This window comes from Sphingobacterium sp. UBA7249, from assembly GCF_002472835.1.
In the GTDB taxonomy this organism is placed as follows: domain Bacteria; phylum Bacteroidota; class Bacteroidia; order Sphingobacteriales; family Sphingobacteriaceae; genus Sphingobacterium; species Sphingobacterium prati.
Map to the genome: position 1 here is coordinate 52,821 of NZ_DKST01000010.1, position 14,730 is coordinate 67,550.

At 39.4% G+C, this 14,730-nt stretch carries 20 protein-coding genes and 1 tRNA gene; 13 read left to right on the forward strand and 8 right to left on the reverse strand.

Annotation, left to right across the window (positions count from 1 at the left end):
• The first annotated feature begins 37 nt into the window (after positions 1–37).
• Complete coding sequence (locus tag B4A24_RS06295) at positions 38–811, forward strand: SDR family oxidoreductase (protein ID WP_293943632.1); 774 nt, start codon at positions 38–40, stop codon at positions 809–811.
• Positions 812–874: 63 nt separating this feature from the next.
• Complete coding sequence (locus B4A24_RS06300) at positions 875–1,366, forward strand: low affinity iron permease family protein (RefSeq protein ID WP_293943634.1); 492 nt, start codon at positions 875–877, stop codon at positions 1,364–1,366.
• A gap of 135 nt (positions 1,367–1,501) precedes the next feature.
• Here the strand turns inward: B4A24_RS06300 and B4A24_RS06305 are convergent, their stop codons facing one another.
• Positions 1,502–1,732 (reverse strand): hypothetical protein, encoded by a 231-nt coding sequence (locus tag B4A24_RS06305; protein WP_172394039.1) that lies wholly within the window; start codon positions 1,730–1,732, stop codon positions 1,502–1,504.
• A 219-nt stretch (positions 1,733–1,951) separates the two neighbouring features.
• Positions 1,952–2,605, reverse strand: coding sequence for a response regulator transcription factor (locus tag B4A24_RS06310; RefSeq protein ID WP_293943637.1), 654 nt, complete (start codon positions 2,603–2,605; stop codon positions 1,952–1,954).
• A 430-nt stretch (positions 2,606–3,035) separates the two neighbouring features.
• On the opposite strand from B4A24_RS06310, the gene B4A24_RS06315 reads away from it, so the two are divergent.
• Both B4A24_RS06315 and B4A24_RS06320 read left to right on the forward strand, forming a co-directional pair.
• On the forward strand, positions 3,036–3,650 hold the full coding sequence (locus tag B4A24_RS06315; protein WP_293943639.1) for a DUF4142 domain-containing protein: 615 nt from the start codon (positions 3,036–3,038) through the stop codon (positions 3,648–3,650).
• Between the two features lie 83 nt (positions 3,651–3,733).
• Positions 3,734–4,222: a hypothetical protein gene (locus B4A24_RS06320; RefSeq protein WP_293943640.1), complete on the forward strand. Its 489-nt coding sequence runs from the start codon at positions 3,734–3,736 to the stop codon at positions 4,220–4,222.
• Between the two features lie 122 nt (positions 4,223–4,344).
• Here the strand turns inward: B4A24_RS06320 and B4A24_RS06325 are convergent, their stop codons facing one another.
• The 3 genes from B4A24_RS06325 to B4A24_RS06335 all read right to left on the reverse strand — a co-directional run bounded on the left by B4A24_RS06325 (position 4,345) and on the right by B4A24_RS06335 (position 5,830).
• Positions 4,345–4,572 (reverse strand): hypothetical protein, encoded by a 228-nt coding sequence (locus tag B4A24_RS06325; protein ID WP_293943641.1) that lies wholly within the window; start codon positions 4,570–4,572, stop codon positions 4,345–4,347.
• Positions 4,573–4,652: 80 nt separating this feature from the next.
• The gene (locus B4A24_RS06330) at positions 4,653–5,324 is read right to left on the reverse strand and encodes a DUF6766 family protein (RefSeq protein ID WP_293943642.1); all 672 of its coding nucleotides are present in this window, start codon (positions 5,322–5,324) and stop codon (positions 4,653–4,655) included.
• Positions 5,325–5,344: 20 nt separating this feature from the next.
• A complete protein-coding gene (locus B4A24_RS06335; protein WP_293943643.1) occupies positions 5,345–5,830 on the reverse strand; it encodes a DUF421 domain-containing protein in 486 nt (161 codons plus the stop codon).
• A 216-nt stretch (positions 5,831–6,046) separates the two neighbouring features.
• Here B4A24_RS06335 and B4A24_RS06340 point away from each other — a divergent pair, with 216 nt between their 5' ends.
• The 4 genes from B4A24_RS06340 (at position 6,047) to B4A24_RS06355 (ending at position 8,662) form a co-directional block, all read left to right on the forward strand.
• Positions 6,047–6,790 (forward strand): nucleotidyltransferase domain-containing protein, encoded by a 744-nt coding sequence (locus tag B4A24_RS06340; RefSeq protein ID WP_293943644.1) that lies wholly within the window; start codon positions 6,047–6,049, stop codon positions 6,788–6,790.
• Between the two features lies 1 nt (position 6,791).
• Positions 6,792–7,526: a metallophosphoesterase family protein gene (locus tag B4A24_RS06345; RefSeq protein WP_293943645.1), complete on the forward strand. Its 735-nt coding sequence runs from the start codon at positions 6,792–6,794 to the stop codon at positions 7,524–7,526.
• Between the two features lie 207 nt (positions 7,527–7,733).
• A complete protein-coding gene (locus B4A24_RS06350; protein WP_293943646.1) occupies positions 7,734–8,270 on the forward strand; it encodes a type 1 glutamine amidotransferase domain-containing protein in 537 nt (178 codons plus the stop codon).
• Between the two features lie 140 nt (positions 8,271–8,410).
• Positions 8,411–8,662, forward strand: coding sequence for a Rho termination factor N-terminal domain-containing protein (locus B4A24_RS06355; RefSeq protein ID WP_293943647.1), 252 nt, complete (start codon positions 8,411–8,413; stop codon positions 8,660–8,662).
• A 68-nt stretch (positions 8,663–8,730) separates the two neighbouring features.
• Here the strand turns inward: B4A24_RS06355 and B4A24_RS06360 are convergent, their stop codons facing one another.
• Positions 8,731–8,934, reverse strand: a complete 204-nt coding sequence (locus B4A24_RS06360) for a hypothetical protein (protein ID WP_293943648.1) — start codon at positions 8,932–8,934, stop codon at positions 8,731–8,733.
• 264 nt (positions 8,935–9,198) lie between these two features.
• Here B4A24_RS06360 and B4A24_RS06365 point away from each other — a divergent pair, with 264 nt between their 5' ends.
• Positions 9,199–9,414 carry a hypothetical protein gene (locus tag B4A24_RS06365; RefSeq protein ID WP_293943649.1) on the forward strand — a complete coding sequence of 72 codons (216 nt, stop codon included), beginning with the start codon at positions 9,199–9,201 and terminating at the stop codon, positions 9,412–9,414.
• 139 nt (positions 9,415–9,553) lie between these two features.
• Here the strand turns inward: B4A24_RS06365 and B4A24_RS06370 are convergent, their stop codons facing one another.
• Positions 9,554–10,114: a DUF4230 domain-containing protein gene (locus B4A24_RS06370; protein WP_293943650.1), complete on the reverse strand. Its 561-nt coding sequence runs from the start codon at positions 10,112–10,114 to the stop codon at positions 9,554–9,556.
• A gap of 201 nt (positions 10,115–10,315) precedes the next feature.
• Between B4A24_RS06370 and B4A24_RS06375 the strand changes: the two genes are divergently transcribed.
• The 4 genes from B4A24_RS06375 (at position 10,316) to B4A24_RS06390 (ending at position 12,485) form a co-directional block, all read left to right on the forward strand.
• Positions 10,316–10,389 (forward strand) — tRNA-His (locus tag B4A24_RS06375).
• Between the two features lie 144 nt (positions 10,390–10,533).
• Complete coding sequence (locus tag B4A24_RS06380; RefSeq protein ID WP_293943651.1) at positions 10,534–11,262, forward strand: DUF72 domain-containing protein; 729 nt, start codon at positions 10,534–10,536, stop codon at positions 11,260–11,262.
• Between the two features lie 72 nt (positions 11,263–11,334).
• The gene (locus B4A24_RS06385; RefSeq protein WP_293943652.1) at positions 11,335–11,853 is read left to right on the forward strand and encodes a ferritin-like domain-containing protein; all 519 of its coding nucleotides are present in this window, start codon (positions 11,335–11,337) and stop codon (positions 11,851–11,853) included.
• Between the two features lie 143 nt (positions 11,854–11,996).
• Positions 11,997–12,485, forward strand: a complete 489-nt coding sequence (locus B4A24_RS06390) for an ankyrin repeat domain-containing protein (RefSeq protein ID WP_293943653.1) — start codon at positions 11,997–11,999, stop codon at positions 12,483–12,485.
• Positions 12,486–12,540: 55 nt separating this feature from the next.
• Here the strand turns inward: B4A24_RS06390 and B4A24_RS06395 are convergent, their stop codons facing one another.
• Positions 12,541–14,730, reverse strand: coding sequence for a catalase (locus tag B4A24_RS06395; protein ID WP_293943654.1), 2,190 nt, complete (start codon positions 14,728–14,730; stop codon positions 12,541–12,543).

Genomic DNA, 14,730 nt, shown 5'->3' on the forward strand with positions numbered 1-14,730 from the left:
GTTCATTTCCAAAATCAGGATAACTAAATTGAAAATTATGATAAGCAATCTCGATGACTATATTAATTCCATTCTCCCCTTGTGGATAAAGGACAGGAAAATATTAATTACTGGCGGTACTACAGGCATTGGACGAGCCACTGCGCTGCTATTAGCCGCTATGGGTAACAACGTTTTTATATGTGGGCATCACGAGCAACAGCTCAACGATACACTGCATGATTTTGAAGCATTAAATACGTCAGGTTCTTTATCGGGTATTGTTGTAGATTTAGCTACTGAGGCGGGGATACAACAATTGTTTGAAGAGTTTGACAATATGTATGAGCATCTAGATATCTTAGTTAATAATGCTGCGATCGCCTTCCAATCCGTCAAACAAGGAACTTATTCTGATCAGGCCTATCTGTTACGAACCAATATTCTTGCTTATCTTTCTTGTGCCCAGGCTGCGCTGTCGCGCATGGAGCCCAGGGGTTCAGGACACATTGTAAATGTGGGATCTATGAGTGCCGATATTCGGGAAGCAGAAAGCTCTGTATATGTATGTTCAAAGGGAGGTATCCAAGCCTTCACTGAGTCATTGCGTAAGGAAGTAAATCCTAAGGGCATTCAGGTGTCACTTATTGAACCTGGTTCCGTTGGGACTGATATGCAGCCTTATTCACCACAAGAGCAGCGCAATAAAATCGAATCCATGGAGATGCTTTTTGCTGAAGACATTGCTCGGGCAATTGCCTTTATTGTATCCCAACCCATGCGAACTTCAATTGTGAGCATGCAGGTGAAGCCTTTGCGGCAAATCATTTAATATAATCCCGTAAAAAAACAAACAAATCACTCGACGCAAACGTCCAAATAAGAAACGGAAAACATGAAAACAAAAAAAAATTTATTTGAACGGTTTTCAAACTGGGCAACACATGCGACTGGAAGTTCCGCAGCATTTATCCTGGCAACATCTACGGTAATTCTGTGGGCAGTGAGCGGCCCGATCTTCGGTTACTCTGAGACGTGGCAGTTGGTCATCAATACAGGAACAACAATTATTACCTTTCTAATGGTGTTTTTGATTCAAAAATCCCAAAATAAAGATTCAAAAGCGATTCATTTAAAATTAAACGAATTAATTGCTTCCCATGAAGGGACGAGCAATCGTATGGTAAATTTGGAAAATCTCAGCGAAGAAGAACTGGATCAACTCGCAAAGTTTTATGCACATATTGCCAAACTGGCACTAAAAGAAGGCGAGCTTACTTGTACACACTCTATTGATGCGGCTGAAGAGAATCATGATTTTAAACGAAAGTTTCGTCGGCAAAGGAAAGATGTTTCAAAAACTGGGAAGAAAATTGATAAGGGCTAAATGCCCGTTCCCATATTGCCTATTGCTGTTCTTCTATCCATTTTTATAAGTTTTACACAATTATTTACATAAAGATTGGCCCAACATCGTTGAGCCATCCTTCCATTTTCCATTCATTTTTTCTACCAAAAGACGCTAGTCATGTCCTTCGGTTTTGACAATTTTATTGTAAATACCTAATAATAAAAAAGGTGCGGCCCATTGTCCAACAAACAAGGCCGTCTTATCATTAGTCATACATTTAAGCGCTGCAGACACACCCATAGAAAGCAATGCTGCTCCCAAAAAAAGCGTTGACGGTAATTTAGAGGTTTGCTCTTCAATTTTTTTGGTGATTTCACCTTCATTTCCTGTTGTTAATGCCATAATCTTAAAGTTTAATGTTAAAAAATGTTGTTTATATATCAATTACATTTGCATTTCTTAATTTAAAACAGGGCTTAAACTTTTTTGGTTCACATACTATTCGGAAAATTCACGAATCACGCATATATCCTTTAGTTAAAGTAAAAACACTTTTTTTGTGGTATAAAACACGAAGTATATTATCAAGTACAAATACTTTGAAGAGCAACAAAACAGATATCAGCAGAGTAACTTTTTTTGAAAGCCAAATTGAATCAATTGAGCAGTATTTCTGGAATTAGTTTTCTCGAGCAGTAGTTGTCGCTGACCTTCTACAGTGCGCTTGCTAAGAAAAATTTTATCAGCAATTTCAGCGTTTGTATACCCTTCTGCTATTAACTCTAGAACTGATAGTTCTCTTTCGGAGATTTCATATTTTACCATTATTTCCTTCTTATCGGTTTGCGGATCGATATATTGGGAAAAATAATTTATCATTTCTATTCCCAGTGCTGCGCTGATGTACTGCATTCCATCCATGACTAGTTTAATGCCGAATAAAATCTCGTCAACATGAGAACTCTTTAACAAATAGCCATCTGCCCCTGAATCTAAAGCTTCGCGTATTGTTTGGATTTTATCATCCATTGATAATACAACGATTTTAACATTTGGATATAACGCTTTTACGTGCCTAATAAATTTGAGCCCATCCATTACATCCATATGAATATCTGTTAAGATGAGATCAGGTCTTGTTTGCGCAAGATATTGCAATGCTTTATCTCCGTTTTCTGCTTCAGCAATAACGTCAATATCTTCTTGAGCCTCTAAAATTAATTGAAATCCAGATCTTACAAGTTTGTGGTCATCCACCAAAAGCAACCGTGTCATAGCTGTCTGTTTTATTTTCAAAACTGGTATGGTAAATTGATTTTCTTGAACAGAAACAGCGACTAATTGGAAATAGTTTTAAGTATTTTCTTTTAACAACCTATAGAATGTGTACGTCTTTATCTGCTCATCTGTTAGCTAAGTAAGAGAAAGATGATCTGGAAGAAGCATTTCTTGTTGGAATACAGTGGATTAATACGCTAGCGATACGTATAGATGACATTTTTTGCCTAAAATACCTAAAATACCTACTCTTCAAACTGTAGATTCCTGAGCTTTGTTCCTAAGTAAAAACAAGCGCTTATGTTTACATCAATAGTTATCGGTATTGTGTTCATTCTCGTAGCGACTTATATCCTTATCAATTATAGAAGTCGGCGAAATGGCACTCGCAATAATAAGAATCGTTAATAAATTAAATAATAGTATTATGAAAACCATTTTAAGATTTCTTGGCTTATTCATAGCCATTTTGACCTTTAGCACTGTCTTGCACGCACAAGACACGACTAGTTCAAAAGCACAGCAGGGCGATTTAGATTTTGCAAGCAAAGCGACGGCAGCAAATAATTTTGAACTGCAAGCAGCGAACATTGCATTGGCTAAGTCTCAGAATCAAAGCATTAAACAATATGCACAAATGATCGTAGACGATCATACTACCGTAGGTAATGAGCTGTCTTCGATAGTAAAAAATAAAAACTGGCAATTAAGTACGCCCGATAATCAAAATTATACTAAGATGATCGATGACCTGAATAATGCCGATCCAGCAAACTTTGATCGTATATATGCTGATATGATGGTGAAGAGCCATCAAGAGGCCATTACCTTATATAATGATGCTAGCGGTGGTACGGCTGCCTCCGATGCAGACCTACGCAAGTTTGCATCCGATAAGGTCAGTGCTTTCGAGAAACACCTTGATCAGATAAAAAACGTGGGGTCAACAGACAGTACAGTACCCACTGGCACATCCAATAGTACAATCCCCGGACCAACCAGTCCAGTTAAAGGAAAAACACTCAAACCTACATTAAAATAATATACAGACTACTCCACACTTTCCAAGTTCGAGGACAAAGTAAGATGAACTTTGTCCTCTTAATTAAATACAAACGCTGGTTTATGGAACAACCTTTCGATTACATACACGAACTCTTAAATAGGCAAATGGCCCTACGTGCCAAAATAGAGGCTAGCCGGATTGCTGGGGAAATCAAGTTCTCCTATGGAAACGATTATTACCAAGAAGAAGTGCGGAGCATGGGGCTTGCAATGATACGCGATGGATTAAATAACCAAGGGGAGCAATTGATACTCGATTTTATTAAAGAGCATTATCCTAAGCATGTCGATGCGGAACTCGAGTGGATCAAAAAAATGATGCGCTATCTTAGTGCTATCACTGATACCTTCATAGATAATTTACAAGCAGAAGGATACAGGTGGTTGCAAGGAAATGTTGATCTTCCTAATGAACATGCACTCTTCTACCCTATTTTCGAACTCAACTCAGCCAGTTTGCAGTCTTTCGAATTGGGGCTCAATATGGTAGTGGATTTGACTAATGCCAACGAAATTGAAAATCTACGCGGATGGGCATATTACCGTTAAAGGTAATCACCACTCCTCCAGTGACCTGAAAAAATATATTGACCCGCGGCGGCTTACGTTGTTTATGGAAGCCATCAGATTGTTACAAAAATATACAGGCTCATTTCACACCGTCGAGAATTTTATTTGGCGTCTCTAGCTCTGTCGAGATTGTCCAATGGAAGTCCTGAATTCTTACTTCCTTTTTCTGTAAGACTATCCTTGGGTCGGCTGCGATGAATATTATCTAGTGGTACACCGAGATTATTTATTCCAACACTGTCCGTTCTGTTGTTCACTTCGACCTCGGCCCTTTTCTTACCGTCTCCACAGGCGAAAAAAATAAAGCCGGCCAAAGTGAGACTGAACATTAAATTAAGTCTAACAATTAAATATGTTTTTTTCATCATGTTATTTAAATTACGTCTATAAATTGGAGCGTTCCGAATATTTAACCTTTACCTGTCTCATCGTTCGGAGCATCAACAGGTTTGGATTCAGGTGATCCTTTCTGCCTGAGGAATATTGTAAAAAAAACTATTGACAAAACCGATAAGAATTCACTTTGCCAGTTTTGAAATGTTTCGAACCAGAATTCAGGCATTACAAAATATGTAGTTGCTTTATCTGTGGGTAAGCCCTTTAATTGCTGTTCCGTATTATGGTGATGCCAGCTCCCATAGAAATGTGTTACCCAACTCAATAAGAATAGCAAAGCAAAGCAAATAAACAAAGAAGAACTATAAAGCTTCAATATCCATCCACCCTTTCGCACAGGATAGGGTGCATTAGGATGCGGTTGAGGCTCGCGATCGACTTCTTCTGGTTCCTCCAGTTTCTTGGATTCTGCAGAACCCAATTGCCGTAAGCTGACAGTTAACATAACATACATCGCCATCTGCAAAAATTCACTTTCAAAGTTTTCGAATGTAGCCGAAATACAATGTCCGGTCCTTAGGTAAGCCAAGAGCTTAATGGCTGGCCGGTGCGCTTCCTGCAATTCCTCATTATAGACTTTCCATCCCGTTAGTAATTGCAGACCAAGGGTACCGATAAAAAGTCCCAGGAATACCAAACTCAGACCATTACGGTAAAAAAAGGAATATGATGTTTTATTCTTCATAATAATGATTTAAATATAGACTATGCTTTTGTTTTTAAGGTAAAGCTAATACGGCCATTGGGCTCCATCATCGCGATGTCTACTTCATCAAGATGTTTGCTATGAGTCTCCAAACGTAAGCTGGTCAATAAGTCAGTCCTGCTGACACCTAAACGATCCATGTGATGCCATTGTATCTGTCCGTTTTTGTACAGTACAACTGGTTTACCTTTCACCAGATTTCCAAGATAAGGTACTCGTGTTGCTATCTGGGCTAAGACTTTATTGATAACAATCATGACAAAGCCGGCGAATACGGTGGATATAAAAGGTGAAGCACCAACAATTCCTCTTGCTAAGACAGCGCCAAGCATAATAATAATGACAAAATCAACACCCGACTTTCGCCCGAGAATCCGCATTCCCCCAAAACGGACCAAAAGTAGCGCTATAAAGAACATAATTAATGCTCTGATTCCCATTTGTATCATCGACAGGTTTTCACCTGTACCCAATAAGCTTTCCATTATATTCCTTATCCTTAAGTTAAATTTTGTTTTTTTGAACAGAGCCTATTCTATTGGCACGATACGTTCTTTTATTATAGAACAGTAGGAATGCACAAACAAGTTGCTGGGATTTTTAAATCGAGTATTTATACTTATGGCAGTGCCTAAATACGCAATCCTTAACGCCTACAAACTTCTGCGATTATTTAACTGTTTTCAGACTAAACATGAAACATGATCCATCTTGATAATCCACCCGAAGAATGTATTACCTTCTTTCGGGACACACTTCGAATGCTCCATGAGAGCGAAAGCCAGTTTATGGTGGGAGGCGCATTAGCGATGTTCCATTATACGGGAATTACACGGCCTACAAAGGATATGGATATCTTTTGCAAGAGCAGTGAGTATCCCAAAATTCTTAAATACTTCTCTGCTAACGGGTATCAAACCGAATTAACGGATGTGAGGTGGTTGGCAAAGATTTATCAAGATCCATACTTTATCGATATTATTTTCGACAGTGTCAACCATAATTGCACAGTCGATCAGGATTGGTTTGACCGTGGGGCTGAAAGTGTTCTTTTTGATAACAAGGTGCGTTATATACCAGCCGAGGAGCTTGTGTGGTGTAAATTATATGTTCAAAATAGAGAAAGGCATGACAGTGCAGATATCAATCATATTTGGCTCAAATATGGAAAAAAATTCGATTGGGAGAAATTGCTTTTGCGTATGGACCAGCATTGGCATTTGTTGCTTGCTCAGATAATTATTTTTCAATTTACCTATCCTCATGACTATCGGGAAATTATACCAAAGGATCTCTTTGACGAACTGATCAATCGTGCACGGGAGCAATACGAGCTTCCCCCCTGCCTGGAAAAGGTTTGCTTAGGTCCTTTAATCGACCAAACACAATATCAGATCGATATCAAAGACTGGGGTTATAAATCATATACAATAAAAACTGTTTAAGATGAATAAAAAAACGACTATAGCGGCAATAGGTGATATCCATATGAATGCCAGCCAACACGGCAAATGGAAAAGTATATTTGAAGAGATTTCACAAAAAGCGAAGGTACTTTTGCTTTGCGGCGACCTAACTGATACTGGCGATGAAGAGGAAGCCGAATTACTGGTAGCAGAATTGCAGACCGTTAAGATTCCCGTACTTGCTGTCTTGGGAAATCACGATTACGAAAAAGGGCGGCAAAAGCAAATCCGTCAGATTTTGACGGACAATAAGGTCACGGTATTGGATGGCGAGGCTATTGTAGTCGAAAATATCGGCTTTGCAGGTGTAAAGGGTTTTGGAGGCGGATTTGATCGCTATATGCTTTCTATGTTTGGTGAAGATGCTATGAAGAGTTTCGTACAGGAGGCTGTCAACGAATCGCTGCTACTCGATCGTGCACTTGCGAGGCTTGAACAAGAATATTCCGATATAAAAAAAGTTGCCTTACTACATTATGCGCCCATAGCGGAGACCGTTATAGGAGAACCAAAAGAAATTTATCCATTTCTCGGATCTACGCATCTTGTTGAGCCGTTGCACCGGCGAAAAGTTACTGCTGCTTTTCACGGTCACGCTCATGCTGGAAAATTTAAGGCTCTATCGGCTGCAGGTATTCCCATCTACAATGTAGCAGTTCCGGTGCTCAAAGCACAACATGGAAATGAAACCAGTTATGCCTTGATCGATATCTGATATACCTATTTCTTATTAATAGGTTCATTATACAGTGTTTTAGGTTTTAGGATCTGTTTAAGTTGTGCATATATGATGGACAGTACCTTGCCCCCCCTACCGCTCCTATACTACCTGCTGCAAAAAAGTAGACCATTTCATTTTAACACAAACTTTGAGGCAGGTTCATCCGTTCAATTGGTAAACCAACATTAATATTTCAAGTATATGGAAAAATTAAAAAACAAAAGGATTGCGATCCTGGTCGCTGACGGATTTGAGGAAATTGAATTAAGCAGCCCAAAAGATGCTTTAGAACTTGCTGGAGCGAAGACTGATATTATATCGCCCTCAAAAACTAAAGTGAGATCCAAAAATGGTGACGAGTGGTCAAAAGATTATCCCGTTGATGTCGATCTCCAAAATGCGGAAGAAAATAAGTATGATGCGCTTTTACTACCGGGCGGCGTTATTAATCCCGATAAATTACGAACTAATAAGACCGCTACAGCTTTGATCAACGCATTCTGGGAGCGTGGTAAACCGATAGCAGCCATTTGCCACGGCCCGCAACTGTTAATTAATGCTGATCTGGTTCGGGATAAAAAAATGACTTCTGTAGAAGCGATAAAGATAGATTTGATCAATGCTGGTGCTAAATGGGAAGATGCGGAAGTCGTCATTGACGATGGTTTAATTACTAGCCGGACCCCAGAAGACCTTCCTGCTTTTAACAAAGCAATTGTCAGGGCATTTTCGAAATAGAGATCAAACACTCAATGATGTTGGGATTACATGTTTAAACCATAGAAAACGTATAATTACGAAATATTCAGGTACTAAAACTGTCAACTATTAGTGCAACAGATATGTTCAATCAATAAATAGCATATAAATCAAGTATTATGAACACAGCAAAAACTACAAGCCACGCAACTGCTAAAGGGCAGTCCCGTGGGAAAAGCACGGACAGTGAAAAAAGTATGAAAAAGAGCAATGGAAAAAATACGTCAGTTTCAAAAAATGGGCAGCATGGTACTTCTGATAAAACAAAGGATGAGCTCTTGCAAATGGCCAAAAAATTAGAAATTACCGGGCGTCATGATATGACAAAAGATGAATTGATCAAAGCGATCGACAAGCACGGGAAAAAATAACCCGCTCTTGAATAATTTTGAAGGAATTTCTTGATTATAAAAAGTGACCCATTAATTGGGTCACTTTTTTATTGTTTTTTTTCTTTTGGCCTGTCTGTGGGATCGTTAGGCATTTGATTCAGTTGCTCCACCTGAGGATCTACACCCGCCTCAGCATCTCCGCGATCCTTATGATCTACATCTTTCAAGATCTCTCCCTCAGCGCCAAGTTTAACTTTCTTTTTTTTCTCCATTTCCGTTCCGACCAGTCGGTTTTCATTTTTCGTTGCCATATTTTTTCAATTTTGTTTATCTACTGAAAAGTCGCAGATAGAACTCAAGCAGACTTTTAAATAGCGTAAATTACACTACTATGCAGTAAGAACAGCGTTCAAGTGTAAAACGTTTTTTCTAAAATTCAATACCATTATGACATTGAATACAGTTGCAGCGGGACGGTTTATCTAAACTAAAAAACTCCAACCTTTTTTTGTTGCATAGTGTTCTTTACAAAAGCAATAGACTTTAAAGCAATTTTGAACTAATATTATAAAAGCATGAGTAAGTTAATTAAAGCAATGATCAGTAGTGTTGTGGTACTAACTGTTTTTGGATGTAATGGTACACAATCCAATGACCAAAAATCAAGAGAATTAATGCGGGATTCTGTACCAAATGATACAACAACGATTCAATATCGAGATACAACCTCAAGTGAGTCCCACGGAGAAATCCCACCAACGCCACAGCCTGATACTTCGTCAAAAAAATAAAACCAATTTGATTTAGTTATTGTTCAATCTCCGATAATAGCATAATTATTTGTACTCTTCCGTCGGGAGACGGCCGGAGATTGATTTATTGTAGGAAGCTAGACACAAAAGTGTCTAGCTTTTCATTATTTGCTGATTATTAATCAAAGGATAAATTGATCTTCGAAAAACCTAATCCTTGTAATAAAGGTTTGAAAACAATTATTGCATTCGATTTTGTCTGTTGCAGAATATCTGATTTTTTGACATCATCTGCCACAGCTTTTTCAGCGGTTTTATACGCTTCATCTACCAATTCGGCCTCTCTAAGAAATGCCATTTTGGTATCATAAACCTTTGATGCCTCATGGTCGATCTTAATATAACATATTTCTGGCGCCGGCAATTTGATGGAAACAGAATCTCCGATTACCTTAATATCCTCAGGTGTCAGTTTAGTCAAGTTCACACAACCTACAGCATCTGCCTTGACAATGAGTAATACGCTTGCTGTAGGCAAAAAAGTATTGATGTTTTTGTGTTCAACAACATCACTGTAACGATATTTAACAAGCTCCAATTTACCCATCGCTTCAATGCGATCGACCAGCAGCTGATGCTTGCTTTCTACTTTAGGCCCGCTGTTGTATTTTTGATAGACAAACCAAGCCCCTACTGCCAAAATGGCCACGATCAATAAAAATTTTAAAAATTTTCCCATAAATATTATAATACAAATAATAGACCAAGCTGCAATTATAGATATTTGGACCGAAAATGTTGTACGAACACTATCTTATGCTACTTTATAATACCGCTCGGCAAAAATATACCATTTGATAGACAATCGGTTAATCAAAAAGTTTAAAAAACATTTGGAAGATATGGCCTATAGTACTACTTTTGTGACATCAAAATCACGGTAGGTATAGCTCAGTTGGTTAGAGCACTAGATTGTGGTTCTAGGGGTCGTCGGTTCGAGCCCGATTACTTACCCAAAAGGCAGATCAGTAAAATGGTTTGCCTTTTTTGCGTTTCAGGCTATTCGTTGTTTATTAGCCCCTGTGGTATCCCCTTAAATTTTGTCAACCATTCGCTCCATCTCGCTGTTCTTTTTGTGTAGGATTTACCCAAGATAACATGAAGAATGGAAAAATATATATAGGGACATCTGGTTGGCATTATAAGCATTGGAAAGACACTTTCTATCCAAAAGAGTTGAAAAACGATAATCAATTGAGGTATTTTTCCGACATTTTTCCGACGGTTGAAATCAATAATTCCTTTTACAGGCTCCCCACTGACGATATGTTTATCAATTGGTATAAACAAGTGCCCAAGGATTTTATATTTGCTGTAAAAGCCGGCCGTTTCATCACACATGTAAAGAAATTGCATGTTGATCACGATACGATTGATCAATTTATGCAACGGGCAGCCCAGTTGAAAGAAAAGCTGGGCCCTATCCTATTTCAGTTGCCGCCAAGGTGGCATGTTAATACCGAAAGGCTTCATGACTTTCTTGAGAAGTTACCTACCGACCATAGATTTGTGTTTGAGTTTCGCGATTCTAGTTGGAACATTCCGGAAGTTTATAAGCTACTTGAACATTATAATTGTGCTTATTGCATTTATGATCTCGCTGGGTACCAGAGTCCAGTTATTATCACGGCAGACTTTGTTTACATACGTTTGCATGGTCCAGGAGATAAATATCAAGGCAGCTATACAAAAAATAATCTGATCAGTTGGGCAGAAAAATGTACCGATTGGCAAGATGAAGGAAAGGATATTTATTTCTATTTTGATAATGATCAAAACGGCTATGCGGCGTATAATGGGCAGACATTAATGAAGATATTGAAATAATCGCAAAACATTTTAAAAACATTCAAACCATCACATTTCCACTGCTGTTCTTCTTATAAAAAAATCAAAATTATGGCAACATCAAAGCAAAACAATCAACAGATGCCAAATGCGCATTTACATGAATTATTTATAGACGAGTTAAAGGATATGCTCGGGGCAGAGAAACAACTTTTGAAAGGCTTGAAAAAGCTGAGTAAGGCAGCTGAAAGCGACGAGTTAAAACAAGCATTTGAGCAACATTATAGCCAAACTGAAGGCCACATTGAGCGCCTGAAAGGAGTATTTACATCGTTAGAAATGAGCGCACGTGGTAAAAAATGCAAAGCTATGGAAGGTCTTCTCGAAGAAGCTGACGAAATCGTTGAGAGCTTTGAAGGTGATCCAGCGTTGGATGCCGCACTTATTTCGGCTGCTCAAAAGGTCGAGCATTATGAAATTGCCAGTTATGGTTGTTTGGTGACCTATGCAAAACTTATGGAGCATAGTGAGGCCGAGCAATTGCTTCAGCAAACTTTAGACGAGGAAAAACAGACTGATAGTCTTCTGACAGAAATTGCAATGTCAGGTGTAAATGAAGCTGCATCATAGTATCAGAAATGCCCGAATCCTCGGGCATTCTATTTTAAAATTGCACCCCCTGCCACTTAAATCCATTGATCTGGAGTAATCGGCCATATTCAGATGATCCACGAGTAAGACTTTGTAGCCTAATCTCTTAAAAAAAATTATTTATGATACAAACGACAGAAGTCATGATTCACGCTGCCCGGTTGGGCAACCTTGAAGTGTTACAGGAGCTCATCCGACAAAACGTAGATTTGAATTCACGTGACGTGAAGGGATATACACCTTTGATTATTGCCTGTTACAACAATCAGCTTGCAGCAGCAAGGCTTTTGCTTCAAGCTGGCGCTGATGTTAATGCACAGGACAATGGCGGTAATACGGCATTAATGGGTGTCGCCTTCAAAGGGTACAAGGATATTGCCGAATTATTAATTCTCCATGGTGCTGACTTGAATCTGCAACATGGAAATGGTGGTACCGCCCTAATGTTTGCAGCGATGTTTGGTAGAAATGATGTTTTAAAACTTTTACTCGAAAGTGGTGCAAATAGAACATTGGTCGATAGTCGTGGACTCTCCGTTGTGGACTTAGCTGCACAACAGGGCAACGAAGCAGCAATATCACTTCTTCAAAGCGAACAATATATGAACTAAAGGAAAGCCCGGCTATTGCCAGGCTTTCCTTTAATTTTTTGAGATTTCAGTAATTCTAAGCGGGCACCTGTCTAGGTTTTTCGCGTTCCCAGAATCTATGCTGTGCAATCGCCTTGATAAATTTGTCTGCTAATTCGGACGGTTTCTCCGCGATGACAACTCCTTCAGATAGTACAGTTTCTTCTGAAAACTCTTCGGGTAATTTATCAAAGAAATAGGTGGCTTCCAACACTTGACTCGCCTCAGTATCAGCTCCGATAGCTTTACAGTGCTTAAAAGCTTCATTCAAAAAATGAACAGCATTTGCTTCCGCTTCCAGAGTGGCCACACTATTTTTACCACCTGGTACATACACAGCATCATAAAGTACAGAGGCCCCTGTCAAAAAACTCTCTTCCACAGGAATAGCGGTATTGTCCGATGCAATTATTTCGCCCAGTTTTGGCGCAATTACATGGACTATTCCGCCAGCAGCCAGTATGGCATCACGGACTACCTGTAGGGAGGCCGCATTCACACCGTCGGCAGCGAGCACAGCTACTTTTCGACTTAAAATACTCTCTTTAGTCGTATTCATCATACTCAGCGCATCTGATTTTTTTAATTTTCCTTCAACTTGGATGGGTTCATAATCTGAAGGATCACCGTCGGCAGGGATGCTGCGGTTAATCGGCTTTTCGAGCTGTTGTGGTACTTCAATCCCCAAAGCAAAAGCAACTTCAGCCGCGAGCCCTTTATCCACTAAGGATAAGATGCCGACCATCCGTTGTCTTATTGCTACCGCCTTAACCTTACCAAGTTCAAAGCTAAATGCATCGATAATATGGTTTTTTTCGGGTTCCGACTGGCTGTGAAAAAATAATCTAGCCTGGCTAAAGTGATCGCGGAAGCTATCACTTCTAGCGCGGACTTTTCGTGCATCAATGCGTTCTTGGTAGCTGGTGAATCCGCCTTCAGCTTCTTTCACCTGTGCTGGATCATTGTTTCCAAGTGAATTCGGACCGTAGCTCGTTTTACCGCGATCGATTCGTTGTCGCATAAATCCATCACGTTGGTTATTATAGGAAGAATTGATCGGACGATTAATTGGTATCTCATGGAAATTAGGACCACCCAATCGAATCAATTGAGTATCTGTGTAGGAAAACAAACGACCTTGCAGTAAGGGGTCATTTGTGAAGTCAATACCAGGAACAACATTCCCAATATGGAAAGCAGCTTGTTCAGTCTCAGCAAAAAAATTATCTGGATTTCGGTTAAGCGTCATTTTGCCGATTCTTTGAACGGGAACTAGTTCCTCTGGAATAATTTTAGTTGAGTCCAATAAATCAAAATCAAACTTAAATTCGTCAGCTTCAGGGATAATCTGCACACCCAATTCATATTCCGGAAATGCACCACATTCAATGGCATCCCAAAGATCGCGTCGATGAAAATCGGGATCTTTTCCAGAAATGTTTTGCGCTTCATCCCATGCGACGGAATGCACGCCCAATAGTGGTTTCCAATGAAACTTCACAAAATGTGCTTCCCCCTTTTTATTGATAAATCGGAAAGTATGGACTCCAAATCCTTCCATCATACGGTAACTGCGCGGAATAGCGCGGTCACTCATGAGCCACATTATCATGTGGGTAGATTCAGGCATTAGTGAAATAAAGTCCCAAAAAGTGTCGTGTGCGGATGCCGCCTGCGGAATTTCATTATCAGGCTCAGGTTTTACTGCGTGTACCAAATCTGGAAATTTCATTGCATCCTGTATAAAAAAAACGGGCATATTATTCCCGACCAGATCGAAATTACCTTCCTGTGTATAGAACTTTACAGCAAATCCACGTACGTCACGCGCTAGATCCGTAGACCCTCTAGATCCAGCGACAGTTGAAAAGCGTACGAACACCGGCGTTTCCGTTTCTGTATCATTCAGGAAGGCCGCTTTTGTAAGCTCACCTAATGGTTTGTACAATTTAAATACACCATGTGCGCCAGATCCCCTTGCATGTACTACACGTTCGGGGATACGTTCGTGGTCGAAGTGAGTAATCTTTTCACGCAGAATAAAATCCTCTAATAATGTAGCGCCCCGGTCACCGCCACGTAGTGAGTTCTGATCATCATTGATTTTAACTCCCTGATCTGTTGTCATTAGTTCACCACTAGCATCGGATATATGTTGATTTAATGATTTAATTTTCTCATTTTCTGGCTGTTTAACCTTTTTAGCTTGTGTTTCTCTCTTTTTCAT

Bases quoted from the DNA above. Each gene is read 5' to 3' on its own strand.
- B4A24_RS06345 (WP_293943645.1), top strand. From the start codon at position 6,792: ATGAATAAAAAAACGACTATAGCGGCAATAGGTGATATCCATATGAAT.
- B4A24_RS06340 (WP_293943644.1), top strand. From the start codon at position 6,047: ATGATCCATCTTGATAATCCACCCGAAGAATGTATTACCTTCTTTCGG.
- B4A24_RS06385 (WP_293943652.1), top strand. From the start codon at position 11,335: ATGGCAACATCAAAGCAAAACAATCAACAGATGCCAAATGCGCATTTA.
- B4A24_RS06330 (WP_293943642.1), bottom strand. From the start codon at position 5,324: ATGAAGAATAAAACATCATATTCCTTTTTTTACCGTAATGGTCTGAGT.
- B4A24_RS06380 (WP_293943651.1), top strand. From the start codon at position 10,534: ATGAAGAATGGAAAAATATATATAGGGACATCTGGTTGGCATTATAAG.
- B4A24_RS06365 (WP_293943649.1), top strand. From the start codon at position 9,199: ATGAGTAAGTTAATTAAAGCAATGATCAGTAGTGTTGTGGTACTAACT.
- B4A24_RS06390 (WP_293943653.1), top strand. From the start codon at position 11,997: ATGATACAAACGACAGAAGTCATGATTCACGCTGCCCGGTTGGGCAAC.
- B4A24_RS06370 (WP_293943650.1), bottom strand. From the start codon at position 10,114: ATGGGAAAATTTTTAAAATTTTTATTGATCGTGGCCATTTTGGCAGTA.
- B4A24_RS06295 (WP_293943632.1), top strand. From the start codon at position 38: ATGATAAGCAATCTCGATGACTATATTAATTCCATTCTCCCCTTGTGG.
- B4A24_RS06320 (WP_293943640.1), top strand. From the start codon at position 3,734: ATGGAACAACCTTTCGATTACATACACGAACTCTTAAATAGGCAAATG.
- B4A24_RS06355 (WP_293943647.1), top strand. From the start codon at position 8,411: ATGAACACAGCAAAAACTACAAGCCACGCAACTGCTAAAGGGCAGTCC.
- B4A24_RS06300 (WP_293943634.1), top strand. From the start codon at position 875: ATGAAAACAAAAAAAAATTTATTTGAACGGTTTTCAAACTGGGCAACA.
- B4A24_RS06395 (WP_293943654.1), bottom strand. From the start codon at position 14,730: ATGAAAAAGAGAGAAACACAAGCTAAAAAGGTTAAACAGCCAGAAAAT.
- B4A24_RS06350 (WP_293943646.1), top strand. From the start codon at position 7,734: ATGGAAAAATTAAAAAACAAAAGGATTGCGATCCTGGTCGCTGACGGA.
- B4A24_RS06335 (WP_293943643.1), bottom strand. From the start codon at position 5,830: ATGGAAAGCTTATTGGGTACAGGTGAAAACCTGTCGATGATACAAATG.
- B4A24_RS06310 (WP_293943637.1), bottom strand. From the start codon at position 2,605: ATGACACGGTTGCTTTTGGTGGATGACCACAAACTTGTAAGATCTGGA.
- B4A24_RS06360 (WP_293943648.1), bottom strand. From the start codon at position 8,934: ATGGCAACGAAAAATGAAAACCGACTGGTCGGAACGGAAATGGAGAAA.
- B4A24_RS06305 (WP_172394039.1), bottom strand. From the start codon at position 1,732: ATGGCATTAACAACAGGAAATGAAGGTGAAATCACCAAAAAAATTGAA.
- B4A24_RS06315 (WP_293943639.1), top strand. From the start codon at position 3,036: ATGAAAACCATTTTAAGATTTCTTGGCTTATTCATAGCCATTTTGACC.
- B4A24_RS06325 (WP_293943641.1), bottom strand. From the start codon at position 4,572: ATGTTCAGTCTCACTTTGGCCGGCTTTATTTTTTTCGCCTGTGGAGAC.